The sequence below is a fragment of the Enterococcus sp. AZ080 genome (genome assembly GCF_051714945.1).
In the GTDB taxonomy this organism is placed as follows: domain Bacteria; phylum Bacillota; class Bacilli; order Lactobacillales; family Enterococcaceae; genus Enterococcus_B; species Enterococcus_B pernyi.
The window spans coordinates 2,580,278-2,606,855 of the sequence record NZ_JBIOSV010000001.1; the positions used below are offsets into that span (position 1 = coordinate 2,580,278).

Here is a 26,578-nt window from a genome sequence, read left to right on the forward strand (position 1 = left end):
AATTAACCTAGCTATGCATATAACCTTAGGTGCTCACTTTGAGCCTGTTAACTGTATATCCTCATTGTTGGATATCTCGAATTTCATACGCCTAAATCTTACTTTTCGATAGATAACCTTCGTAATCGAATATATTCATTTCTGAATATTGGTGATGTAGACCCTTACATTCGCAAGTTCGTCAGTTCTATTTTGAACATTCTCACCCTAGATACTTTATAGCACTCCGACCTATCACTACTCGACCACCTCTGGTTCGCATTTCCTCAGCTTGACCTGTTAGGATAGTTCTCAGCCGACTTTACCTAGCTTCGCACCCTAAGTTGCTACTACAACTCAACGCACGTAGGAGTATCAAGTGAATGGTTTCAGCTCAACATGACGGCTTTCATTCCCATTCTCGGTTAATTAGTTGTAATTATCTTTTAGATAATTCTCCCATTTCATGCTTATACACTTATAGGGAAACATGTCACACTAGGCATCACCTCTTTTCTTAAGGTTAGCCACCGCATCAACTTTACTATCCCTGTCAGTATACTATAAACCGAAAATCCAAACCTTAATTTTTAAATTCTCATGTTATTTTTAACAGTAAAAACCGGAAAAGTGTTGAGCGAGAAACTCACACACTTTTCCGGTTTTTGGCAGGATCAGAACGGACCTAGAAAGATCCAATCAATAGATCACTCAACACATGATTTCTATAATTCTTCCACTAATGCTTCTAATTCATTTAATCGTTGTTCAAACACGGCCATTGCATCTTCAATATAAGCTACTTGGGTCATGTCCACACCAGCTTTCTTCATTACTTCTACTGGATAATCGCTGTTTCCTGCTTTTAGATACGTTAGGTAAGCATCTAATGCGCCTGGTTCTTTCTCCCAGATTTTCTTCGCTAAAGCAGATGCAGCAGAAAATCCTGTTGAGTATTGATAGACATAATAATTATAGTAGAAATGTGGGATACGCGCCCATTCATCTTTGATTTCTGGATCTTTTTCAACAGCTGGACCATAATACTTAGCATTTAATTCGCCATAGCTTTCACTTAGGTACTCACTCGTCAAAGGTGTTCCTTTTGCATCTTCTTGATGCATGAAGTGTTCAAACTCTGCAAATTGTGTTTGACGGAAAATTGTTCCTTTAAAACCATCTAAATAATGATTCAAGACATAGGCACGAACCCGAGGATCTTCTTCGGTCGCTAATAAATGTTCGGTCAAAATATTTTCATTTGTTGTTGACGCGATCTCGGCTAAAAAGATTGAATAATCACCATAGACGAAAGGTTGGTTCGAACGTGTGAAATAGCTGTGGACACTATGTCCCATTTCATGGACCAAGGTGAACAGTTGATCCAACGTATCATGCCAGTTCATCAGAATGTAAGGGTTGGTATCATAACTACCAGAAGAATAAGCGCCACTGCGTTTCCCTTTATTCTCGACTACATCGATCCAACGGTTTGAAAATGCTTCTTTTACGACAGCCAGATATTCTTCTCCCATTGGCGCAAGTGATTCAATGGCTTTTTCTACTGCTTCTTCATACGTAAATTTGATTGGTGCTTCACCTAATACTGGCGTATACAGATCATACATATGCAATGTATCTACGTTTAATAGTCGTTTCCGTAGTTCCATATATCGATGCAATAACGGCAAATGTTTGTTCACAACAGTAACTAAAGTATCATACACACTTTCAGGAATATGGTTATTGCTTAGTGCAGCTTCTCTGGCAGAAGCGTATCGACGTGCTTTGGCTTTGAAGTTGTGCCCTTTGATATGCGTCCCAAGTGTGGAAGCAAAAGTGTTTCTAAATTGTGCATATACGCTGTATAGTCCTTTGAACGCCGCTTCACGTACTTCACGATTGGTACTTTCTAATAATTGACCATATACACCATGCGATAATTGGATCTTTTCACCATTCTCGCCAGTGATTGTTGGGAACTCTAAATCAGCATTATTCAATACTGCAAATGTACCACTTGAAGCACCAAAGATTTCTCCGGCTCCAGCAAGTAATGCTTCCTGATCTGCTGACAAGATGTGTGCGCGGTTATCAACCATTTGTTTGACATAATGACGATAAACTTCTAATTTTGGTTCTTCTTCAAAATATTGCCAAATTTGCTCATCAGAAAGTTGCAATACTTCTGGCTCATACCAAGCAATTGCTTCACTCACTTTTGAAAGTAAACTTCCAGCACGAGCATACAATGCTTGATATGTCGTATTTGTCGTATCTTGGTCATTTTTTAAATGGGAATAGACATAAATAAGCTCAACTTTACGATACATTGTTAAGACAAATTCAAGCGCCTCCAAAAATGCTGTTGCTCCATTACCTAATGTTCCTTTATAATGCTCAGAATTTTTTAATTCTTCAGTCAATTCTTCGTACTTTTTATCAAATTCTTGATCGCTTGAAAAGATTGGTGTTAGGTCCCATGTCAATTTTTCAGGCAAATCTTCTCTATTTGGTAACTTCGTTGTTTCGCTCATCTGTTCCACTCCTTTTGTTCATCTTTGCAACTATGCTTTTCTGAATAAAAAATAATAGTTACTTTTTACTTACTCTTTTGAGTTTATCATAACTCTTTCATGTTTTGTATATGGAATTCTTCTCTGATTATTATTTTTGTACTAAACGTTTACACTCTTCATAAAACAATCGATAAATTTTTTGTTCATCAATCAAAGGAAATAACCACTCATTTTTATATTCCTTGATTTCCTGATACCATTTATCGAAAGAACTTGTTTTCTTATCATTCTCTTTGCATTTCATCTGTGAAAACAGCAACCGATAAAAGAATACTTGTTCAGAAAAAAAGCAAAAGAAATCACTTCCTTCATAGAACCACGATTCAAGATAAAGCACATGCTTCTTTCTTAGATAGCACTGTTCTTGTACTCCTAATACTTTTTTATTTTTTCGAATGATTTGTTTTGCTATCCAGTCTTTTGTTTTCACGGAAGAAGAACTTGGTATTTTTCGCAATGAGCCACTTTCGACTTCTAATACTGTTAATAGCTCTTTCTCAAAAAAGGACCAAGAAGATTGTTCAAACCTGATTTTCCCCGATAAGTCTGTGAAGATCTGACTATATAAGTAAACCCTTTGCGTAGACCAGTCGATTTGCCAAAAGTGGAGCTGTCGTAAATCGTCGTAGTAGCAAAACTTTTTTTCTAATCTTAAGCAATCGTTCCTTTTGAAAAATTTCATTCCTAATAGCCACCAAACAACATACCCATTTGCTTTGTAATTGATCGTCCTTTCGATCATTCGCTCATAAGACAATGGAGAACATTGGATCTCAAACGCATGATGACCAACCAAGATATCCGGACGTTGCATCAGTTGTGATAGATATCCTTCCATTTCTACTCTTGGATAGCTTTTTTTCAACCATCGGAAACATTGTCTTTTTAGATTAAGATGCTCTTCAGATTCCGCCTCACTAAATACTTGGCAGTCCGAAGTATCATGATGGAAAAAATGGGCGATTCTCTTCATTCCTCTTTTTAAAAACACTTGATTCCCACAGTTTGGACAATAGTAGTCGCACTCTTTTGTTGCATCAGTTGCTAAAAAAATAGACCCTTCTTTGTCTTTGGCGAGTAACATCGACTCACTTCCTTTCATTAGATAAATACGCCAACGAAAAAAGGTCTCAACAAATGTTGAGACCCTCGACAAAGCATACCTAGCAATGTCAACTATCGCTGTGTTAGCCTATCCTATGCTTTATTCAAAATAAAATTTTACTCGTTCCAGAGCATTACGTTCCATCAATTGCTGCCCATATTCATTCAATGCTTCAGCTGTTCGTGTACTTTTCTCAGCGAATTCTAAAATACGTGCATATTGATTTTCAACATCGGTTTGATTTAGATTTTCCATCCAAAAGTGAACAACTAAATAATAACGTTCTTCTAATTGGTATAGATCTGTCCAAGCTGATTCTAACTGAACATCATTGGCAAGCTGGATCACTTGCTCAAAGTCATTGAATACAAAGATTGCTCGTTGTTCACTTGCAGTAGTTGATTCTGTTAAGTCGCTTTCCTCTTCATTTGCAAGCATTTGACCTTGAAGAAACTCACTAACATCTGCGCTATTCAACGTCGATTCATTGTTTTGACCGATCTCTTCGTCTGGCATATTCTTACTGATAAACAGCTCTAGGCCATCCCCTTTTGGCAAAACTTGGAAAGTGACAGCTTCGCTACTTTGGAACTCCTCTTCAATATCCACTTCTTCTAAGATACTATAAAAAAAGTTTTCAATTTCTCTGTGGTTACCTAATAAATCTAAAAATGAGACCCCACGTTCTTCTAGGTCATCATGACCAATCATTACACGAATCGTATTCTCATTGATATGTTCCATTTCCATATGCTACACCTCACTTTATCCCAACTATCCATATAGATTAATTGTAGCGAAATAAGAATAAATGTAAAGAAAAAATCATTAAGTCCTAAAAAAACACAATTTATTTTTAATAAAAAAAAACTTAGAAAGACATCACATCCTCCTAAGTTTCATTCTGTGTTTTCTATAAACCAGCCATTAGCTGGGCTTGACGTAATTCTAATTGACGAACATCTCGTGGTAAGAAACGACGAATTTCATCTTCATTAAAGCCGACTTGTAGACGTTTGTTATCGATCATAATTGGTCTACGTAACAAACCAGGATTGTTTTGTACGAGCTCTAAAAGTTCTTGTAATGGTAACTCATCAAGATCCATGTTTAATTTTTGGAAAACTTTTGAACGGGTAGAAATAATTTCTTCTGTTCCGTCTTCCGTCATTTGTAAAATTGCTTTTAATTCAGAGCTATTAAGAGGTTCTGAAAAAATATTTCGCTCTACAAATGGAATCTGATGCTCTTGCAACCACGCACGAGCCTTTCTGCAGGAAGTACAACTTGGGGAAGTATATAGTGTTAACAACGTGCATCACTCCTTTTTGTGATTATAGCCACATTTTTGTAACAGAAGATCCTGAATATCTTCCATCTGTTTCTATTATACCTAATCAACATTTAAATAGCTAGCTTTTTTTTAAATTATTTTTTAAAAAAATGAAAGTTATCTAAGACAGATATACAGTTAAACCAAGGTTTCTACTTAATTTTGAGTAAAAAAATTAGAGTTTTCAAATACTTTTACAATACAAAAAACACATAACACAGCACAAAAATCTGTACTAGTCTTTTTGAAAACTTTAAAAATGATAGCGTTTTTTTCACATGTAATGTTTTTTATTTATTTAATAACAAAAAAAATTTAAAACTCAGAAAATAAAAAAAACTAAAAAAATGTTGATTTTAACGCCACTATAAAATTGAAGTAGCAGATGCGTTCAACGGAAAAGTTAAAACCTACTAGCCAGCTTGCTAGTTAACGTTATTTTATATTTTGCTAATTTTATTTTTTCTGTATTAAAAAAACAAGTTATCTTTTGTTTTATTTATTTTTACTATTATAATCCATTTGACAAAGTGGAAAATAGATTTGTTGATTTCTTTATAATAAAATTAATTATTTTTAGTTAAAAAAACTAAAATACACAAACCTTATTCTGTCAACTAATAAGAAATATAGTAATAAAAACCTTTAAATCTCAACGTTTTTATCACCTTTTTTTTGATACAATAAGCGAGGATTTGTGAAAAGATAGAATATTGAAAGGCGTGTAATAATTTGATTAAATCAGTTGTATTTGATGTTGACGATACAATGTATGATCAGCAACAACCATTTAAGAATTCAGTTCAAAGCGTGGTACCTCAAGTAGCAGAAGAAGATATGCATGGATTATATATCCGTTTCCGCCATCACAGCGATGAGAATTTCCCAAAAGTCATGGCTGGAGAATGGACACTCGATTATATGCGTGCACACCGCATTAGTCAGTCCTTGATCGATCTAGGTTATTCACCTATCTCTGATGAAAAATGCTTAGTTTTCCAAGAAGTCTACGAAGAGGAACTAGCAAATATCTCTCTTCATCCTGAAGTAAAAAAAACACTTGATTTTCTTAAAGAAAAAAATATTCCATTAGGGATCATCACCAATGGACCAACTGATCATCAAACAAAAAAATTAAATCAACTTCAATTAACAAATTGGATTCCTGCTGATTGTATGCTAGTTTCTCAAGCAACTGGCTTTCAAAAACCAGAAAAGGAAATCTTCCAATTAGCCGAGAAAACTTTCAATATGTCACCTAATGAAACACTATACGTTGGCGATAATTACGAAAACGATGTGTTAGGTGCTAAGAGTGCCAATTGGCAGACGTTATGGTTCAATCACCGCAAACGTTCCATCAACGAGCGTCCAGTGTGTGATGTAGAGATCAACGAGTTCGATCAACTGCTATCCGCTATAAAAACTGCTGTAGGAGAAGCTCAGCTTGTCTGATCAAATAAGCATTTGCGAATAAATAAACAAGAAAAACCAAGGAAGATCACTGCGCAGATTTGCGTGGCTATCTTCCTTGGCTTATTTACTGTTTCCTGTATAAGAGAGTAATTACTCAATAAATGATCTTTACGCTTTATTCGTCATTTTCACCAATACTTAGAATCAAACGAATATCGTCTTCTGTTAGTTTCGTCAATTGTTCTTCGTTTCCTTGGATTACTTTTTGGAACAATTCTCGTTTTTCTTGCTGTAAGGAATCCATTCGTTCTTCGATTGTTCCTTCAGCAATCATTCGCCATACTTCAACAACATTTTTTTGTCCAATACGATGGGCTCTTCCAGCAGCTTGTTCTTCGATCGCTGGGTTCCACCATAAATCATAAAGGATGACTGTATCTGCGCCAGTTAGATTTAACCCAGTCCCTCCTGCTTTAAGTGAAATAAGAAAGACATCTTTTTCACCCGCGTTGAAAGCATCGACCATGGTTAAACGATCTTGTGCCTTTGTACTTCCTCGTAAATAAAAGGTACTTAGCCCTAATTCAGCTAATTCCTCTTGAAGGATCGTCAGCATACCCGTAAATTGGGAGAACAACAAGACACGACGGTTATTTTCTTTTGCAGCTAGTAATAAATCTTTTACTTGTTCTAACTTACCTGATCCACCTTGGTAGTCTTCTACAAACAAGCGAGGATCACAACAAATTTGACGTAAACGTGTCAGTCCTGCCAAGATGCCGATCCGATTCTTTTTGAACGACTCTGAATCCATAGCTGATACTTCTTCACGCATTTGTCTTAAATAAGCAAGGTACACTGTTTTTTGTTCTTCCGTCAACGCAGAATAAAGATTCATTTCAGTTTTTTCTGGTAAATCTTTGAGAACTGTTTGCTTATCTCGTCTTAAAACAAAAGGTCGGATCATTTGCGCGATTTCATCTGTCGTCAATTCTCTAAAACGTGTCCGATTCGGAAAGAATCCCGGCATGATCGTAGCAAATAGTGACCATAGTTCTTCAAGGCTATTTTCGATTGGTGTCCCACTTAAAGCAAAGCGCTGTGGAATATGCAACTCTCGTAAAGCTTGAGCAGTCTTTGTGCTGCTATTTTTCACCATTTGCGCTTCATCTAAGACTAAATAATTAATCGTCGATGATTGATATTCAGAAAGATCCTGACGTAAGCTCGCATAAGAAGTAACACGAATATCTACTTTTTCAGCTAACAAAGTTTCTCGCTCTTTCTTATTGCCATTGATCACTTGGACACTCAATGAGGGTGCAAACTTTTTCACTTCGGCTTGCCAGTTATAGATCAAACTCGCCGGTGCTACGATCAAGGCGTCCAACGCACCTTTTTCTTCTTTCTCCGAAAGCAGAAAAGCAATAGTCTGCAACGTTTTCCCTAGACCCATTTCATCAGCTAAAATGCCACCAAATTGATAATGACCTAACATTTTCAACCATTGGAAGCCTTGCTTCTGATAGTCTCTAAGCTCTGCTTGCAAATTCTTTGGTAAAGTGGCTTTGTAATTCGTAGGATCGATCAAGTCTTGAGTCATTTGTTGGAAAGAATCGCCAAAACTAGCATTACTTCCTGTAAATTGTTCTTTGATCATCAATCCTTGATTTTTTGGCACTTGGATAACGCCATCGTCTGAACGGATCGTATCTCTGAATTGTTGTAGGATTTTGCTTGTTTGTTGGAATTCTTCTGAATCAAACGATAATACCTGTCCACTTTCTAAGGTATAAAATGAATCATTTCTTAACAAACTCTGCAAAACATTGTCGATTTCATGCTCGTCGATTCCTGTCACATCAAAGCGGATATCTAGCCATGATCCTGTTTCTTCTACTTCGATCTGTGGTTGGTGTTTTTGTGCATCTAGATATAATTCCCGTAATTTTTTTCCTATACGGACTTCTCCAAATTGACGAAAAACAGCTAATTCTGTCCGGAAAAACTGATACAAAGCTTCACCTTCAGGTAATGGACGTTCGTAGCCCGTTTTATTTTTCCGGTAACGGTACATACGAAACAAATCAAGGACCCGCTGTTCTTGCGCCGTATCTCTCAATATTTCGGTAGTTTGCTCAGCAAGCGTTTCATGTCGTTCATCTGTGGAGAACACAACATCTCCATATACAAAATCGATCCTTGCTTGAATTTGCCCTTTCATTTTTTTAAAAACAAAGACAAACTCTACTGGAATATCTGCGACTTCTGCTGTCACTTCATCATCAATAGCAACGGTTCCTATCTGATCTAAAAGCGGTAAAATTTCTTTAAATAAAGAAGACAATTCTTTCTTATGAAAGGCAACTTCTGGCTCTTCAAAACGTTTCATCAGTTGTTTCCAAGTCAAATAGATCGTCTGTTGCTGTTTAGTCAAATGATAGATAGTACCTTGTCTGATCCCCCACTGATAGTGAGACAAGAACAAATCAAAGTCACTTACGGCAGTCAATTGATACTGTGTTTCTCTCTTCTTGACTTGAAAACTTAGCGGTTTCGTATCATCTGAAAACTGGATGCCATGATAAGTTTGATCATTGATCTGTAGTTTCAAACGTGTCGATTGATTCATACGCTCTAACAAAGATTTCGATTGATCGATTGGCAAAAGTAAGTAACGCTTGTCTAATTTCCCTTTTACCAAGACACCGTTTGCGCCTAATAATGTTTGTGTCTGTGCAATACCTGCGAATAGCTCCATTAGTTGTTGATCTTCTTGTTGGAAAACTCGGTGCTCTAAACGGAATTGATACTGTTTATTGACCGTATAGTTTTCTTCTTCTGTATACGCCTGTAGAAATTCATAAATATTTTTTACGATGTATGTCTTCTTAGGTGTTTCTAGAAAGCCCACACGTAGATAAACCGCCAAAATAGAAAGTTCTGGATGGTATTGATTGGTTTCGATCTGTTCGACATGATAATCGATCACTAAGGGTTGCAAGGATTTAGTAGAAGTCTTCCCTTTTAATCGGGCAAATCCTTTTGTCAATAGTTCTCCTTCACTGGTCTTTTTCGTTGGTTCGATCATTTTTTGATCTTTCTGCATGATACGAGAAAGTTGTTTCGATCGTAAATAAAGTTCTACTGCAACAGTGTGCTTGCAATAATGATGTTCTTCCCAGTATGGGCATTGACAGTAGTCGATTTCTTTTGCTGTACCATCTAAATCAACTAAATACAGCTCGCTACCTAAAACCTCTGCATGCCACACATTATCTTCTTGATCTGGGACAACCGATAACACACGGTCTTCTTGCAAATATTGACGCCCTCTTGCAATGACTTTTTCCGGAATACTCCATTTCATTGTTATCAATCTCCCTTCTTAACCAAAATGGTAGTGTATTTCACTCTGTCCACTACCTTTTGTATCAATTCGTATTTGTTGCAAGACACGTTCTTTCAACTCACGTACATGGCTGATGATCCCGATCATCCTGCCTTCGCTTTCAACTGTTTCTAATGCTTCCATCGCCATTTCCAAGGCTTCTTCATCCAGTGAACCAAACCCTTCGTCAATAAACAATGCTTCGATCGTGATTCCACCAGCTTGCGCTTGAATCACTTCTGCCAAGGCTAAAGCTAATGATAATGCAGCAATAAAGCTTTCGCCTCCGGATAAAGTATGCGATCCTCTGGTCGTTCCTGCTTCATCATCGTACACGTTGATCTCCAGGCCAGTCTTTCCGCGGTAGCTACCAACTTCTTCATCTAATTCAAACTGATAGCGGCTTTTTGTCAATCGTATCAGATGTTCATTAGCGACTTGCAAGACTTCTTGTAAATAAACTTGCAAGACATAACGTTCAATACTTGTTTTTTTAGGATTTTCGCCATTCATTGTCTGTGATAATTGTTGCAACTGGATCAATTCATCTAGTTGTTCCTGACTATTTTGATAACTTGTAGTAAATTCCATGATCACTTTCTGATTGGTTTTATACTCTTGTTGTAAGTGATAGATCAATTGTTGTTGCTCTTCAATGTGTTGTTTGATTTTTTCGATTCGTTCACTCAACACTGTCAAATCTTGGGATTTTTCATCATAAGTGACATGTGCCAATTGTTCTAAGCGAGTGGAAAGAACCAACTGTTTCGTTTGATAATCCTTGATCGTTGTTTTTCTATTTTCGTATGTGACTGTTTCTTTTAACAACGCTGCTATTGCTTCTTGCGAAGAAAAATCAGTGTGTTGCTCTAAGAAACTAGAGATTTTCCGTTGTTCTTTTTCATATTGAGCAATTGTCTTTTCGATTTGTTCAGTCAACGCTTCGATTTTAGTCGTCAAAACAGCTGATTCTTGCTGGAGTTTCTCACCTTGGGCCATTTGCTCTTCCAATTCTTGCTTGCTCTTGCTCGACTGTTCGGCTAATTGATCAGCTTCTTTTACTAAAGTATCAAGGTCTTCTGCTCCTAATTGTTGACTCAATCCTGCCATCTCACCTTGGAGTCGTTGGATTTTTTCATTATGGAGCATTTGTTGAGCTTTGATCTGTTCACTTTGTTCTTTGTTGCTGGCTAGTTCTTCCATGACCCTTACTTGTGCTTCTTCTGCTTTTTTGATTTCCTTTAAACGAGCATTGAGGGTTTTCTCTATTTCCGCCAACCCTTGAACAATATCTTCTTGGACATCTATTTGGAAGGTGGCTTTTAACTCTGTGTTCAAATAAATTGCTTGTTGATCCAACTGTTGACTCATTTCCACTTGTTGCTGGCTTAAACGAGCAAGCTGTTGGTTGATTTCTTCGATTTCTGCTTCTTTTCGACCAATTTCTTGATGCGTTTTTTCGATCGATTGTTCTGCTTGGACCATTTTTTCTTCAAGCACAGCTAAGTTTTCCTGCACTGATTCACGATTATCCGGTGTCAATGGATGCTCCGTTGCACCACATACTGGGCAAGGTTCACCAGGTATCAATAGGGTTTGTAAATAAGTAATTTGTTGCTTTGCCCAGTCGCTTTTACATTGATTGAACTCGTGTGTTTGTTGTTCAAGTAATCGTTGTTTTTCTACCAATTGCTCTGTTGTTTGTTCAAAGTACTGATGATTTTTTACTAGTTCTTTGTCAAGGTGATCAAGGTGTTGCTGTTGTTCACAGTAACGTTCCCCTTCTAAACGTAAACGTTCATAAACCAACTGTTTTTCTTGTAGTTCCCCTTGGGTTGCTAAAACGGTTTGACTCGTTTGTTGTCTTTCTTGAAGGATCAATTGCTGATCTGCCAGTTGTTGGATTTCTTGCTGTAACTCACTGACTTTTTTTTCCATTACGGAAAGTTCCGATTGTTTTTCTCTGAAAGTATCGGCCACTGGGATCAATCGTTGCTTTTCTTGGAGCGTTTGACTCATTTTTGCTATTTTTTGTTCGAGATTTTCTCGTACGTCCGCCTGTTCTTGCCATTTCTGTAAATCACTTGTCACCTTATTGCACGCAATAATTAGTTGCTGTTTCTCACTTTCCTGTGTGGTAAGTGATTCTTGATATTCTTGGCTACGTTCAAGCGGTGTGCGCAATTGCTGAGCAACTTCATAATGGGAAATCCATCTTTGGTGCTCCTCGATCACTTGTTGTTGCTCATTGAGCACTTGTTGTTCTGCTAATAATTGTTGCTTTTCTTCATAAGCAGATTTTTGATTTTTCCCGTGGTAGTAATCCGTCTCGCTGATTTTTTGTTCTTCTTTCAGTTGCTCTAATACTTCTTGCTCTGAGGCGAGCCTTGTTGAAACTTGATCTTGATACTCTTTCCACTCATTGATCACTGTCTCAAAAGATTGTAGACCAGCCGGTTGCTTCTCCTCATAGGAACTAAATTGCCTTTGCAATAAGACTAATTCTTGCTCTAAATGATCCAGTTCTTTTTGCTTGTTCTTGGCTTTTTCTTTCAATTGTTCGGTGAATCGTTGAAAGAATTGTGTGCCGAATAAGTTACGTAAAACTGTTTCTTTTTCACTACTAGAGGAAATCAAGAAATTCCGAAATTCTCCTTGCGGCAGTAAGACGATCTGTGAAAATTGTTTCGCATCTAAATTCAATAGTTCTTTGATTTCTTGATCGACTTCACTACGTTTTGTTAATTGTCGAATTTCTTTTCCTTTTTCATCAAAGATCGTTAAACTGACTTTTGCCGCCTGTTTTCTCATGCCCTCACCCTTGCGTTTAGCTAACAATTGTTCAGGCTTACGTTCGACTTCATAACGCAACTGTTGATGTTCAAACGAAAAAAAGACACTCGTTTCGTCTTCTGGTGTCGCAAATAATGACCGCATCTCTTTGCCAGACCGCAACCTTCCAGATGTTTCTCCAAAAAGCGCATAAGTCATGCCATCAAAAATCGTTGTTTTGCCAGCCCCTGTTTTTCCTGTAATCAAAAACAAGGCCGCTTGGGTCAATTTTGAGAAATCAATCGTTTCATCAATAAATGGGCCAAAATTTTTCAATCGTAACGTCTGTGGTTTCATACTTGATCATTCCGTTTCTGTGAGTTCTTGCAACGTTTCTTCTAACCAGCTCATTTGTTGTTCTGTCATCGGTTCATCCACCATTTCGGTAAAGAATGTTTCCGCGAGTTTCTTTGGTTGCTTGATTTCAAGTGTCTGTCGTTTGCTTGTGGAACGATGCCGTCCATTGACACGTTCGACACCAAGTATTCGAGGATAGATTGCTCGTAGTTGGTTCATCATGTTAGGAATAACTGCGCGATCTTTTAAATAAATCTGCAAATAATTTTCTCGGTTGATCGTATGGTAAAAACTTGGGTCTAATAATTCTTTAAAACTAGCAGTTACTTCAGCGATATCATACAAAGGTGTGATTTCTTGAAAATCCAACACCAAGGTGTCAGTTAGATCAACGATCCAAACACCTGTTTTCTGATTGATCTCTGAAAGTGAGAATTTAAGTGGCGAACCACTGTATCTAGCATTTTCTTGTTGCAAGGCTGCTTGATTATGAAGATGTCCTAAAGCGACATAATCAAATGGCTCCAATAAACTACCTGGAATCGCATCTAGTCCGCCCACTTCGATTTTTGTTTCTGAATCTGATTTCTTACTACCCGTCACAAAAAAGTGGCTGACCAGCACCTGTTTTTTTTCAGGATCAAAAGCGAGTTGCATCTGGTCAACTACTTTTTCCATTGCTTGTTGGACCGTGCGGATCGTATCATCTTCAAAATAACTTCTAGCAGAGATTGGTTCAAAATAAGGCAATAAGAAAAATTGAGTATTTTGATAGTCGATAGGTTGGAAAGCTTCAGCAAATCGGGTGTGTAAAAAGAATTTTGTTTGGCTGAACCATTCAGTTCCAGCAGATAATCGAACACTGCTATCATGGTTTCCTGAGATAGCGAAAATCGGGAATTTTTCGTTCAGGTTCCAGTCGATCATCAATCGATTGAATATCTCTACGGCTTCTACGGCCGGAATACTTCGATCATAGAGATCACCTGCAATAACGATCGCATCCACTTTTTCCTTTTTCGCAATCGTTAAAATCTCAGATAGTACATGTTCTTGCTCTTTAAGTAAATCGTAGCCCTGCAATTTTTTCCCTATATGCCAATCAGCTGTATGTAAAAAACGCATCTCATCACCTCAAAAAAATATCCTTCTTACTATTATAACACTTCCATCAAGGACATGACAGCTAGAATCAATTACAAAAAGGGGATTTTATAACAAAAAAAGCGATAAAGAAGCGGTGTCTTAGACAATCCGTTTCTTTTATCGCTCATCGAATAAAGAACAATTATTCTGTTTCATTCTTTTTTATGATCTCATATTTAAAATCAGGATTTACTTCCTTGTCTAGTTTATCAAATGCGGCTTGTGTGCGTCGCTCGATTTCTGCCATTCCTTCCTTGTCAGTTTTTTTGATATCTGACAAGTCGATCGGTTCACCAAAGCGAACAATCACTCGTTTGCGTTTGAATAGATCACCTAACGTGAGAGGTCCTTGATACACAGCTGGAACGATTTTTACTTTGGCCATTTTGGCAATTAACGCCATTCCACCTTTCAACTCAGTCGCATGTCTTGTCCCACTTGGAAACATGATCAATCCTAGATCGGTTGATTTTAGAATCTTGACAGGTGTCTTGATCACACTTGGTCCCGGATTGTCTCTTTTGACTGGAAAAGCATTCGAGCGTGTTAAGATAAATCGTAAAACAGGGTTTTTGAACAATTCTTCTTTCGCCATAAAACTAAACGATTTAGGTGATGCAGCAACAGCGAGATACAACGGGTCCCACCAAGTGCGGTGTGGTGCAACAAGTATGTAATTCTCGTCTTTTGGTAAGACTTCTTTATTTTCATAACGGGCATTGCCATTGATGACAGCTAAAATCACTTTAACGAGCCCGCGCATAAATCGATAGAACATATCCTCTTCCTTTCTTTACTTCTCGTTCCTATAGTATGCCTAAAAAAGACCGATTTGACAAGTTCTCTTGGTTCTTTTGAACAAAAATAGTATACTACATACGATTAGTTTTTTCATTTGGAGGGAATTAGATGCTTCACGAACATGAACGTATTGACCAATTATATGCAAAAGATATTAAGATTATCCAAAGTTCCCAAGTTTTTTCCTTTTCTTTAGATGCTGTATTGCTTGCTCATTTTGCTCGTGCGCCAAAAACCGGTCAAATCGTTGACCTTTGTTCAGGGAATGGTGCTGTCGGACTATTTTTAAGCAAACAAACACAGGCAAAGATCGATGCAATCGAACTACAGCCACGCTTAGCTGACATGGCTCGACGGAGCATTTCCTTGAATCATTTAGAACAACAAATGACCGTGCATACGATTGACTTAAAAGAAAGTTTATCGGTTGTCAGACACAACTCTTGTGACTTAGTCGTCTGTAACCCCCCTTACTTTAAAGGCTTACCTACAAACAAAAAAAATCCAAATGAGCATCTAGCAATTGCCCGACATGAGATCCATACAACGTTGGAAGAAGTGATCCAAATCTCCGGCAAGTTATTAAAAACAAATGGTCGCTTAGCTCTTGTACATCGCCCAGAACGTTTCTTAGAGATTTTGACCCTTATGCAAACCTATCAGATTGCACCGAAACGTGTTCAGTTTGTTTATCCTAAAGTAGGCAAAGAAGCAAATATTTTATTGATTGAAGGAATCAAGCAAGGAAAAGCCGATGGTTTCAAAGTGTCTCCACCTTTGTTCACCTACGATACGCAAGGTGAGTATACCCCTGAACTCCGTGAGATGCTTTATGGAGAATAACCATTACTTTTATGTGTTGCACTGCCAAGATAATACGTTCTATGGAGGATATACCACCGATTTGGCTCGTCGTTTACAAGAACATAATAATGGCACAGGTGCGAAATACACACGTTTGCAAAAAAGACGTCCTGTAAAAATGATCCATGCAGAAGGATACGCTACAAGAAGTGAAGCCACAAAAGCCGAAGCCGCGTTCAAAAAACAAACACGTCGGCAAAAAGAAACCTATTTGAAGACACACCCTTCTCTTTCTTTACCTGATCAAACGGAGTAAAAAAATTTTAGAGAAAAAGAATGCCTCAACGAAAGATCGGAGAACGATTTTCGTTGAGGCACTTTTTTATAAGAGTTATCCTACTGCTCAGGTCAAAACATTGCTGTCACAACCCCAGTTTTTATTCACTTACTTGAGTACTATCAGATAGAGTGTCGCTCGTACTAGTCGAAGCAGTCTCACTCGTTTTACTTGTCTCTGATTCTTTTGTTCCACCTAATAGTGCTTCACTGACTAGATGGATATAATTCAACATACCATCTGGATTTGGATGGACTTGATCGTCATAGAACCATTCACTGTGACCGTTACTATAACCGTACCAATCAATCACTGTCATGTTATCATATTTCTTTTCCATTTCTGTGAGCATGGCGTTGACTTCATTTTGCCAGCGCTTCGTTGGTACGCGAACATTGACCCAGTAAACTTTGCGATCCCCGATCGCGTTCATCAAGCTATCAAATTGCGCCTCAGAAAAAGAGCCATTTGTTCCTAACCCAATTAATACCGTATCTTTCAATAGATCCCTATTTTTCAATTCTTCGATATAAGGAAGGCTTGTGTAGAGTTGACGACCGACATCGCCATCTACGACTACTTGCGGATATAGTTCTTTTAAATCTGCCGCAGCATCTAACATGACTGAATCACCAAATGCAGTCAGCTCTAGTTGTTGGGCTTTTTCCCCTTGCGCTTTGGTCAAATCATATTTATCCAAAATCGCTTGGTCAATAGGTGCTACATTATTGCCTTGATTATTCTGACTTTTTTCAGCTAGTTTTTTACTTTCAGCAATATTCTTTTGTAATTGCTCTTGGTCCGCTGTCACAGCATTTTTAGGTGCAGTGACGAACCCGACTAAGGCAATCGCTACGACTAAGGTTCCAGGGACCACCCATGGCTTTTTCCAACTGAAAATAGGTTTGGTGAACCAGCCTTTGACGACGCGAAACGTTTGGCTATAATCAAAGCGTGCCAATGGACGTTCGATAAAGCGGTACGACAGTTCACTGATCAATAAAATCAATGTGATTTCAATGACCGTGTGTAACAACACATGATCAGCGATACCTGATACTTTCGCTTCGTAAAAAATCATTACCGGAAATTGGTACAAGTAGATCCCATAACTTCGTTTACCGATCCAACTAAAGACCGGATTCGTCAACCAGCGATTCAAGCTCGCACCGGGATGAGCTGTGACTGCCACAAGAACCATACATAAAAGACTGACTAAAAAGAACCCGCCATAATAGATAAAGCTCAAATGGTCATCTAAGAAAAAGAAAAAGAGGATCAAAATGATCAACGAACTAAAACCCGCTAAATTCAATACTTTCTTTGCTTGTTTAGGGATATTTTTCTTCAATCGCGTACTTGGCCAAACAAAAGCCAATGCACTCCCCATCCAAATCGAGAACAAGCGAGTATCTGTCCCATAATACACACGGGTAGGATCGCCATTTGGCGAGTACAACACCATCATCAAAATCGCTGAAGCAATGGCTGTGCCCATAATGACATAAAAAATATTTTTTTTCTTACGGACAAATACCATGAGTAATACAAAAATGATCGGCCAGATCAGATAGTTCTGCGCCTCTACTGCTAAGGACCAAATATGGGTAAATGGCGACTCATTTGCAAAACGATCAAAATAGGATAATCCATTATTGATCTGCCACCAGTTATTGACATAGAATAAACTGCTGAGTACAACGCCCCGAAGATTATTCAACAATCCTCGCTGGAATAGCGTAATATATGCTGATGCAGTAATAAGCAAGAAAACGAGCCCAGGATACAGTCGTTTCATTCGCCGAACGTAAAATTGCCAAATATTGATTTTTCCATTTTGTTCCCACTCTTGTCGTAAGAGATCGGTAATAAGATAACCTGAAACGACAAAAAATATCGGAACTCCGAGGTAACCACCCTTCATACTTGTTGGCAACAAGTGGTATAAAATAACCCCGATGACCGCTAATGAACGAATCCCATCGAAGCCCGTGATATACCGGCTATTTTTTAATCTTTTTTGTTTTTCCATTCAATATTCCAACTTTTCATAAACTTTTTTCATTCGTAATATACGTGCATTACCAAAAAATAGCAAGCAAAAACTTCATAAAAGTTGCCACTTTATACTATAATCCCATAGTTCATCAAAAAAGAACACATTTTTAAGTAACTTTAACAAAATTTCAAATATAACAAGTTGGCTAATTGTTGCTTGGATAGGGTTTCATTATTTTCTATTATTTTTCGTTGATGGGCGAGAAATAATTGAATGATATCTACTCTTAACAAGGATAAACATCTATACTCCTTGGTTGCAAGCACTCTGTCACTCCTTTTCTATGATCACTTTAATAACTCATTCCTAATTATTACAAAAAAACATCACCTGTCCTTTAGCAGACAGATGATCGTTCTCTTTCGTATCATATATTTAATTTTTGAACCAAAGCTTCAGACATTGTTTTTGAAAAATTTATCCCTTCATTTGTTGCGCGCACATTTAACCAATGAGGAATTTTTATTGTCTTTTTATCTAGTTGGACATCTTTTAAGTAATCATTTAGATCCACAGAAATCAAAGTAGCAAATTCACGCTCAGAATCAATCGAAAGATCATTGATATTAGTTGGCTTTGGCAAAGGTTTATTATTCTCAACTAAATCACCGAGCATGATCCCTAAAGCATCCGATGCAACTTCTAACCCCTCGATAATATCTTTTGATTGTGTCACTGCTCCTTCGATATCAGGAAAATAAATTCCATATCCAACAGGATCCTTTTCAAAAATAGCTGGATAAACTTTTTTCATTCATCTCCCCTTCTTTCGTAACAGCACAGCGGGCTTAAATGCCCACTGCTTTTCGAACAGAATCTTCTACTCTTCTAGATAACTCTTTTGAATGGCTAGTAAGGATAACAGGTCTAGGATGATCCTTTTTAGTGAATTTCCTATGTGAGCCCTTCCCACCTTTCACTTCAACAAAGCCAGCATCTTTCAGTAGCTTTTCTGCTTCTCTGATTGTCATGGGCATTGCACATACCTCTTGACTATTATATAATAATACGTGCTGGGCGTACTGTAAAGTTGCAAACTATAGCTTCAACGAAAATAAAAATTCTCTTAAATTATTTTTAAAGTGAGCACATCCTATTATGTAATACTAGTCAATATCTATAATTTCAACTTGTTATTTCCCATGTCGTCTTCTTCAAAGTTACGAAAAACGCCAGAAATTTTTTTAATAATAATTCTTATGACATTCTGCATTCCTAATCGCAGCACACGAATAAAAATACTTTGTGTTTAATTGTATATTTAAAATAAGTGGGGAGGGAGAATCAGCAACGTTAAAATGAAAAATAAACTAGATTGCATAGTAGTTTGTTTATGCACTATTCATATCAGCAGATCGAATCACATTTTTTTGGTTTCCAATTAATATGAAAGGCTAGTTATTCATTGAAATTAATGTTATTTATGATATAATTTAGCTACAAAGAAGAATTCTCATAGCTATAATCAAAAACCACTAGCGTGCAGGCTAGTGGTTTTCTTTTACGTTTCTATACGAATTAACGGGTAGGCTTACTGCCTTTTTTGGCAATTTTACAATCAAGCCATTGACAGAAGTAGTGTGCAGCTACCTCTGCTATGATTGCAAAAGTAAAATCAAGAAGAAACTTCATAGCTATAACCTCCTCCCCTTGCCAGAATAGGCCGGGGTAGCAGACAGCACAATTATTATACCATAACTGAAAATACAAATTTTAGTGTTGCCACTGATAGTTTTAGTGTCATTATTCTACAAGTGGCTACCGAAGTAAGAGAAAAAAACTACACTTTTTAACTTTTTTCAAAATAAGTGTTGCCATTTCAATTTTATGAACTCCAGGTTGTAGCATTTCCTCTGAAAATCCATCCCTTTCAAATGTAGTACCGTCTTTTGATTAAAAGGCTAGAGAAATTAATTCGAAGATATCCTCTTTAATGATTTGATCAATTTCCAAGTATTTAATAAGTATCTCTCCTTGTTTTGGAGGTTCGTTCGCCGGCTTCAAAACAATTCAATTGCACAGACAGATTGCTAACGGAACTGTCGTTAGATGCGCCGATTCTATTATTATGTGTTGAGACAAAAACAGGAATACGTTTAGAAATATCTTGTAGGACAGTATTTATTCTGTTGTTTAAAAACATATTATCAAAAGAAGACTCAGGCTCATCAATAAGAAGTAGATCCTATTTGAGTGAATCTTCTATTTTTCTGTGAAAATTATATTCTGCTCGTTGCTCCCCAGAAACGGGATTCAGCTCTTTGTTTAATATGTCAATTTGCATTTTAACAAAGTATTTTACAAAGTCAGCATGCTCTAAAATATCTTTATTTTTTAAGCTTGTAGGTAGTCAAATAGTTGATCATAAAATTTAAAGACTTCAATAAAGGAAGTTCGCTTTTTGATTTTTTAATTGTAAAATCGTAAACTTCGGTTTCGTTCAATATCTTATCTTTTTGTAGTTCTTTGGTTATGTTATTGCACTCATTTATCATTTTTGTATCAATCAATTATTGTCACTTGTTTTAAGATATCTTCTTGCATATGTTTAGCAACCAAGCTAGGAGGAATTTTTTCTAACCCGTCTTGAACAGGTACATAGTCAAGGAAATTACCAATCGTCGTTAGGCCTACATCATCACTAGCCAATTCTACTAATCCAATTTGAATTGCATTGTGGCTATCTAAGATCAGGTAAGTGCTTCATATGATCATACTTCATAAATCTTATGAAAGAAGACGCCTTTTGTCTGTTGAAATATCGATAGCATAAATGATTATTTTCAATTCCTTAATCGCAACAATCATTTCTGGTATTCTAGCGACAAGAAGATCAAAAAAACACAGCGATAACCATTCAGTTATCCACTGTGTTTTATCTAACTAGTTTACTAAAATCTAAATCCCATCTTCATAAAAACGTCCGAGAATTTGAACATTTTCCGCAATACTGACAAATGCTTGCGGGTCAGAAGATTTCATTGCTTCACGTAACAAAGGAAGCTCATAGCGAGTAACGATCGTCATTAAGACTGTTTGTTTATCGTGCTTGTACGCACCTTCTGCTTCATTGATGATCGTGATCCCACGACGCATACATTTTTGGATGGCTTCGATCACTGCTTCAGGATGTTTAGTCACGATCATGACTTGCATCTTTTTTTGTTTCGTATAGACGACATCCGTCACTTTACCACTCACAAAAATCGACAAAGCACTATAAAACATATACTGCCAGCCGAAGAGCAAGCCCGCTACGAAAACAATCAGTGCATTGAAATAAATGGAAATCGAACCGATGGATCGACCTGTTTTTTTACGGATCGTAATACTCACGATATCTAATCCGCCAGAAGACAAACCATTTTTTAATGCTAAACCAATACCAACCCCATTGACGGCACCACCGAATATCGCACAAATGATCGGATCAGTCGAAAGAATCGTTTGTGGCAAAAGATGGATACTAAGCGAGGTTAATGTCACAGTGATAAATGTAAAAATCGTAAATTTCTTTCCAAGTTTAAACCAAGCTAAAAAAAATAACGGGATATTCAATAAATATAATGTGGTTGAAACAGGGATTTCAAAACCAATCACTGATTTAGAAAGGGTCGTTAAGATTTGTGCAAGACCGGTTATCCCACTTGAATAGATGTTTCCTGGTTGATAAAAAAAGTTCAATGCAACTGAAGCAATCAGAGCATAGACGATCGACACCGAAAGTTTGGTCGTATAATCATGATACGCCCAATTTTCGAAAGTTTTTTTCATGAAAAAAGCCTCGCTTTATCTGGTATGCCCTTATTATATGATCTTTTAGAATATAATCAAGAGACTTCTTTGAAAAAAAGATTGGAAATTCCAATATAAGAGAAAAAAAGGTTGCTCCAGTGTCACTAGCACGAATCAATCGCGACTTATCAGTGACTCCTTCACAACCTTGGTATTCCTATGAAAATAACTTCTCTTTCTTATTTGTTATTCAACATCTGTAACATTGATGTTCAATTCAAATAATTGAAGATCAGAAACAGTACTTGGCGCATCACTCATGACATCAGCTGCTTTACCATTTTTAGGGAAAGCAATCACTTCACGAATGTTTTCTTCACCTGCAAGCAACATCACAAAGCGATCAAGTCCCAAGGCAATTCCTCCATGTGGTGGGAAGCCATAGTCTAATGCACTTAATAAGAAACCAAATTGCTCTTCCATTTCTTCTTCAGAAAAGCCTAGTGTTTTTAATACTTTTTCTTGTAATTCTCTTGTATGGATACGTAACGATCCCCCACCTAATTCATAGCCGTTCAAGACGATGTCATACGCTTCTGCGTAGACTTTTGCCGGATCAGTTTCCAATAACTCGACATCGGATGCTTTAGGCATCGTAAACGGATGATGCGCGGAAACATAGCGGCCTTCTTCTGCTGAATATTCAAATTGTGGCCATTCTGTCACCCATAAGAAATTGAATTTTGATTCGTCGATCAAGTCTAATTCTTTTCCTAAGCGAGAACGAATCGCTCCAAGAGTGGCTGCAACGATTTCTTCTTTGTCTGCACCAAACAATAAAATATCTCCAACTTCAGCGTTTGTTGCTTGGATCAATGCTTCAGATGCCTCGCCCATAAATTTCGCAATAGGCCCTTTCAAGCCATCTTCTTCTACTTTTAACCAAGCTAGTCCTTTTGCGCCAAACTGAGTGGCATATTGTCCAAGATTATCTAAATCTTTACGTGAATACTTGCTTGCTGCATTTTTCGCATTCAGCGCTTTGACCACTCCGCCATTTTCAAGTGCCATTTGGAAGACTTTAAATTCAACGTCTTTCACAACCGTGCTCAAGTCGATCAATTCCATGTCAAAACGTGTATCAGGTTTGTCACTTCCATAACGGCTCATTGCTTCATCATATGTCATACGAGGGAATGGTAAAGTGACTTCGATACCACGTACCTCTTTCATCACTTTAGCAATCAATCCTTCTGTATAGGTTTGGATTTCTTCAGCGGTCAAGAAAGTCGTTTCAATATCGACTTGTGTAAATTCTGGTTGACGGTCGCCACGTAAATCTTCATCACGGAAACAACGAACGATTTGATAGTAACGATCAAATCCAGCATTCATCAATAATTGTTTGAACAACTGTGGTGACTGTGGTAAAGCATAGAAATGCCCTGCATGGATACGAGAAGGTACTAAGTAATCTCTCGCGCCTTCTGGTGTTGATTTGCCCAAATAAGGTGTTTCAATATCCAAGAAATCATGGTCATCCAAGTAATGACGGATTGCTTTCGTTGTGTCGTTGCGCAATTTGATATTGTTCGTCATTTTTGGACGACGTAAATCAAGATAACGATACTTCAAACGAATCTCATCACTGATCGTTTGTTCATCCTCAATCAAGAAAGGTGGTGTTTTGGCTTGATTCAAGATAATGATTTCATCCGCGATGATCTCAAATTCACCCGTTGCCATTTTAGGATTGATTGCCAATTCATCCCGATTTTTTACTGTACCTGTCACTTCAATGACATATTCACTACGGCATTTATCTGCGATTTCCCATGCTTCTTTATTGATTTCTGGATTAAAGACAAGTTGAACGATCCCTTCACGATCACGTAAATCGATAAAGATCACGCCACCTAAGTCACGTCTTTTTTGTACCCAACCTTTTAATGTAACTGTTTGTCCTAACTGCTTTTCTGAAACCAGTCCACAGTAAACTGTTCGTTGTGCCATCATTTTTCCTCCTGTTCAGTAGATAATGTCATTTCATCATAGACTTTATCAAAGTGTTCATAAATATCTTCTAGTGCAAAGCTTTTCTCTGTACGATTAGCCATTGATTTGACGTTGATCGTTTGATTTGCTAGTTCATCCGCACCAATCACCAAGACCAACTTCGCATCGGCTTTGTCTGCTGTCTTAAATTGTGCTTTGGCTTTACGTCCCATAAAATCACGATCTGCGGAAAAACCAAAATCACGGATTGCTTGAACGATTTTCAACGCTTCGATATTTGTTTCTTCGCCTAGTGCCACCACATAGGCATCTAATGTATTCATTACAGGGACAGCTACTTCTTCTGCCTCCATCGTTAATAAAATACGTTCGATCCCCATCGCAAAACCAAATCCTGGTGTCGCTGGTCCGCCTAGTTCTTTGACCAAGTTGTCATAACGGCCACCCGCACAAATCGTTGCTTGTGCGCCCATTTTAGGTGCGTCACTCATCACTTCAAAAATCGTATGCGTATAATAATCTAACCCACGAACCATATTGCTGTCGATTTCATAAGGTACATCTAACGCATCCAACATGGCAATCACTGTATCAAAATGTGCTTTTGCTGTTTCACTTAAATAATCTAAGATTGAAGGCGCTTCTGCTACGAATTTTTGATCACGTTTGTCTTTACTATCCAATACACGCAATGGATTTTCATGTAAACGACGTTGTGAATCTTCGCTTAATTCTGCTTCAAACGGTACAAGGTAATCGATCAACGCTTGACGATACGCTTGTCGCGTTTCTTGATCGCCTAAAGAGTTGATCACTAAACGGATTTGACTGATTCCTAATTGTTCGAAGAAGTCTAATGCCATCACCATGCTTTCAACATCCGTCGCAGGATTGTCTGAGCCAAATGCTTCGACACCGATTTGATGGAATTGACGTAAACGACCTTTTTGCGGGCGCTCATAACGAAACATTGGTCCCATATAAAATGTTTTGTAAGGTTTTGTATATTCTGGTCCAAATAATTTATTCTCAACAAATGAACGAACGATTGGTGCAGTTCCTTCTGGACGAAGCGTAACATGACGCTCGCCTTTGTCATAAAAATCATACATTTCTTTTGAAACGATATCAGTCGTATCCCCTACACTACGAGCAATCACTTCATAATGCTCAAAAATCGGCGTGCGGATCTCATTATATTGATAATCTTTAAATAATAAACGGGCAGTTTCTTCAACAAATTGCCATTTTTCAGATTCTCCAGGTAAAATATCATTTGTTCCTTTTGGTCTTTGGAAGCTCATCTTTTTCTCTCCTTTTCTTCACGCTATGTAATCAATGCAAACAAAAAACACCCTTGTTCGCCATGAACAAGGGTGAATGATTATTTCATACACGGTACCACCTATATTTGAAAGATTGCTCTTTCCTCTCACGATTAACGCTCGTTTACGGGACGGCTTTGCACGCGTCCATCTCCAGAGTGTCTTTCAGAAACTACTTGTTTTAGATCGCTCTCAGCCACGACGATCCTCTCTTATAAAGCATTTAGTTACTTACTCGCTCTTTCATCGATATTTAGATATTAATTATAACCTACTAAAAACACAGCGCAAAGTCAAGTAGATTCTTATTGATTTCTTTTTTAAAGTCATTTTGATTTAGCTTTTTTTCTTTTTGATTTAGACTAAATAAAAAAGGAGGTAAAAAAATGTCAGAAGTAAAAATTGGTCATTCTCAAGTATATGCCGAAGCAATCGGCTTAGGTGCAAATGCCGTCGGAGGGCACAATCTTTTTTCAGGATTAGCGGATGAAACTGGAAAAGAAGTCGTCAGAGCTGCCTTAGATAATGGCTTGAACCTTATTGATACTGCTTATATTTATGGCGAAGGTCGTTCGGAACAATTGATTGGAGAAGTCTTGCAAGAACCGGCTTATGATCGTTCCCGTATTATTATTGCCACCAAAGCAGCACATCTTCCAGATCAACCGAAAAAATTTGATAACTCTCCTGAATTTTTGAAGAAATCAGTCGATGAAGCGTTAGAACGTCTGCAAACAGATTATATCGATATTTTTTATATCCATTTTCCAGATGAAGCAACACCTAAAAATGAAGCAGTTGCCGCTTTACACGAACTAAAAGAAGCAGGGAAGATCCGTGCTATCGGTGTGTCTAATTTCACTTTAGAGCAATTGAAAGAAGCCAACCAAGACGGCTATGTCGATATCGTACAAGATCAATTCAGTTTGATCCATCGCACAGCGGAAAAAGAATTATTCCCTTACCTCGAAGCTAACGAGATTGGTTTTGTGCCTTATTTCCCACTTGCTTCAGGTTTATTGACTGGCAAGTATGATCTAGAAAGTCCAAAACATTTTTCTGAAGATGATCCTAGAAAGAACAAACCAAACTTTCAAGGTGAACGATATGAACAAATCATCACAGCGGTCGATCAACTCAAACCGCTTGCTGAAAAGTACCAAGCAACTACTGCTCAATTAGTCTTAGCTTGGTATATCGCGCACCCGCGGATTTCATTTGTCATTCCTGGCGCAAAGAAACCCGAACAAGTCGCAGACAATGCCAAAGCTTTGGATATTCATTTATCTTTAGAAGATGCCCAAACAATCGATCAGTTATTCCGAGAGTTTAAATAATACTCAAAAACAGCCACATCAAGAAAATGATGTAGCTGTTTTTTTATAAATGATACAGTAAGCCTCGACTATTTGAATAGGGCTAA

Annotated in this window: 19 protein-coding genes and 1 other annotated feature; of the genes, 4 read left to right on the forward strand and 15 right to left on the reverse strand. The window is 37.6% G+C overall.

Features of this window, described 5'->3' with window-relative positions; all coding sequences use genetic code 11:
• Nucleotides 1-704 precede the first annotated feature (704 nt).
• The 4 genes from pepF to spxA all read right to left on the reverse strand — a co-directional run bounded on the left by pepF (nucleotide 705) and on the right by spxA (nucleotide 4,975).
• Entirely contained in the window at nucleotides 705-2,516 is a 1,812-nt protein-coding gene (gene pepF / locus IGK01_RS12265; RefSeq protein ID WP_438840793.1) for an oligoendopeptidase F, read from the reverse strand.
• Between the two features lie 130 nt (nucleotides 2,517-2,646).
• Nucleotides 2,647-3,642 (reverse strand): competence protein CoiA, encoded by a 996-nt coding sequence (locus tag IGK01_RS12270; protein WP_153830535.1) that lies wholly within the window; start codon nucleotides 3,640-3,642, stop codon nucleotides 2,647-2,649.
• A 120-nt stretch (nucleotides 3,643-3,762) separates the two neighbouring features.
• Nucleotides 3,763-4,413, reverse strand: a complete 651-nt coding sequence (locus IGK01_RS12275) for an adaptor protein MecA (RefSeq protein ID WP_010734242.1) — start codon at nucleotides 4,411-4,413, stop codon at nucleotides 3,763-3,765.
• Between the two features lie 163 nt (nucleotides 4,414-4,576).
• Nucleotides 4,577-4,975, reverse strand: coding sequence for a transcriptional regulator SpxA (gene spxA / locus IGK01_RS12280; protein WP_019723016.1), 399 nt, complete (start codon nucleotides 4,973-4,975; stop codon nucleotides 4,577-4,579).
• A 753-nt stretch (nucleotides 4,976-5,728) separates the two neighbouring features.
• Here spxA and IGK01_RS12285 point away from each other — a divergent pair.
• Nucleotides 5,729-6,451, forward strand: a complete 723-nt coding sequence (locus tag IGK01_RS12285) for an HAD family hydrolase (protein ID WP_010734240.1) — start codon at nucleotides 5,729-5,731, stop codon at nucleotides 6,449-6,451.
• Between the two features lie 136 nt (nucleotides 6,452-6,587).
• Here the strand turns inward: IGK01_RS12285 and IGK01_RS12290 are convergent, their stop codons facing one another.
• The 4 genes from IGK01_RS12290 to IGK01_RS12305 form a co-directional block, all read right to left on the reverse strand.
• The gene (locus IGK01_RS12290; protein WP_438840794.1) at nucleotides 6,588-9,782 is read right to left on the reverse strand and encodes a DEAD/DEAH box helicase; all 3,195 of its coding nucleotides are present in this window, start codon (nucleotides 9,780-9,782) and stop codon (nucleotides 6,588-6,590) included.
• Between the two features lie 18 nt (nucleotides 9,783-9,800).
• Nucleotides 9,801-12,932, reverse strand: a complete 3,132-nt coding sequence (locus tag IGK01_RS12295) for an AAA family ATPase (RefSeq protein ID WP_178946525.1) — start codon at nucleotides 12,930-12,932, stop codon at nucleotides 9,801-9,803.
• A gap of 6 nt (nucleotides 12,933-12,938) precedes the next feature.
• Nucleotides 12,939-14,057, reverse strand: a complete 1,119-nt coding sequence (locus tag IGK01_RS12300; RefSeq protein WP_438840795.1) for an exonuclease SbcCD subunit D — start codon at nucleotides 14,055-14,057, stop codon at nucleotides 12,939-12,941.
• 163 nt (nucleotides 14,058-14,220) lie between these two features.
• Nucleotides 14,221-14,856: a lysophospholipid acyltransferase family protein gene (locus IGK01_RS12305; protein ID WP_010734236.1), complete on the reverse strand. Its 636-nt coding sequence runs from the start codon at nucleotides 14,854-14,856 to the stop codon at nucleotides 14,221-14,223.
• A 131-nt stretch (nucleotides 14,857-14,987) separates the two neighbouring features.
• Between IGK01_RS12305 and IGK01_RS12310 the strand changes: the two genes are divergently transcribed.
• The gene (locus IGK01_RS12310) at nucleotides 14,988-15,722 is read left to right on the forward strand and encodes a tRNA1(Val) (adenine(37)-N6)-methyltransferase (RefSeq protein ID WP_010734235.1); all 735 of its coding nucleotides are present in this window, start codon (nucleotides 14,988-14,990) and stop codon (nucleotides 15,720-15,722) included.
• Nucleotides 15,712-15,999, forward strand: a complete 288-nt coding sequence (locus tag IGK01_RS12315; RefSeq protein WP_010734234.1) for a GIY-YIG nuclease family protein — start codon at nucleotides 15,712-15,714, stop codon at nucleotides 15,997-15,999. Before IGK01_RS12310 ends, IGK01_RS12315 begins: the two co-directional genes overlap by 11 nt.
• 121 nt (nucleotides 16,000-16,120) lie before the next feature.
• On the opposite strand, the gene IGK01_RS12320 is transcribed toward IGK01_RS12315, so the two are convergent.
• The 7 genes from IGK01_RS12320 to hisS all read right to left on the reverse strand — a co-directional run bounded on the left by IGK01_RS12320 (nucleotide 16,121) and on the right by hisS (nucleotide 25,134).
• Complete coding sequence (locus IGK01_RS12320) at nucleotides 16,121-18,052, reverse strand: acyltransferase family protein (RefSeq protein ID WP_010734233.1); 1,932 nt, start codon at nucleotides 18,050-18,052, stop codon at nucleotides 16,121-16,123.
• Between the two features lie 394 nt (nucleotides 18,053-18,446).
• Nucleotides 18,447-18,833: a type II toxin-antitoxin system HicB family antitoxin gene (locus IGK01_RS12325; RefSeq protein WP_010734232.1), complete on the reverse strand. Its 387-nt coding sequence runs from the start codon at nucleotides 18,831-18,833 to the stop codon at nucleotides 18,447-18,449.
• Nucleotides 18,834-18,867: 34 nt separating this feature from the next.
• A complete protein-coding gene (locus tag IGK01_RS12330) occupies nucleotides 18,868-19,056 on the reverse strand; it encodes a type II toxin-antitoxin system HicA family toxin (protein WP_010734231.1) in 189 nt (62 codons plus the stop codon).
• A gap of 1,525 nt (nucleotides 19,057-20,581) precedes the next feature.
• The gene (locus IGK01_RS12335; RefSeq protein WP_155237725.1) at nucleotides 20,582-20,728 is read right to left on the reverse strand and encodes a hypothetical protein; all 147 of its coding nucleotides are present in this window, start codon (nucleotides 20,726-20,728) and stop codon (nucleotides 20,582-20,584) included.
• Between the two features lie 249 nt (nucleotides 20,729-20,977).
• Entirely contained in the window at nucleotides 20,978-21,853 is an 876-nt protein-coding gene (locus IGK01_RS12340) for a YitT family protein (protein ID WP_010734230.1), read from the reverse strand.
• A 207-nt stretch (nucleotides 21,854-22,060) separates the two neighbouring features.
• Nucleotides 22,061-23,827, reverse strand: coding sequence for an aspartate--tRNA ligase (aspS, locus tag IGK01_RS12345; RefSeq protein ID WP_438840796.1), 1,767 nt, complete (start codon nucleotides 23,825-23,827; stop codon nucleotides 22,061-22,063).
• The gene (gene hisS / locus IGK01_RS12350) at nucleotides 23,827-25,134 is read right to left on the reverse strand and encodes a histidine--tRNA ligase (RefSeq protein WP_438770868.1); all 1,308 of its coding nucleotides are present in this window, start codon (nucleotides 25,132-25,134) and stop codon (nucleotides 23,827-23,829) included. The genes aspS and hisS overlap by 1 nt, the downstream gene beginning before the upstream one ends.
• A gap of 65 nt (nucleotides 25,135-25,199) precedes the next feature.
• Nucleotides 25,200-25,411, reverse strand: a binding site (T-box leader).
• A gap of 130 nt (nucleotides 25,412-25,541) precedes the next feature.
• Between hisS and IGK01_RS12355 the strand changes: the two genes are divergently transcribed.
• Nucleotides 25,542-26,492 carry an aldo/keto reductase gene (locus IGK01_RS12355; protein WP_023520427.1) on the forward strand — a complete coding sequence of 317 codons (951 nt, stop codon included), beginning with the start codon at nucleotides 25,542-25,544 and terminating at the stop codon, nucleotides 26,490-26,492.
• Nucleotides 26,493-26,578 lie beyond the last annotated feature (86 nt).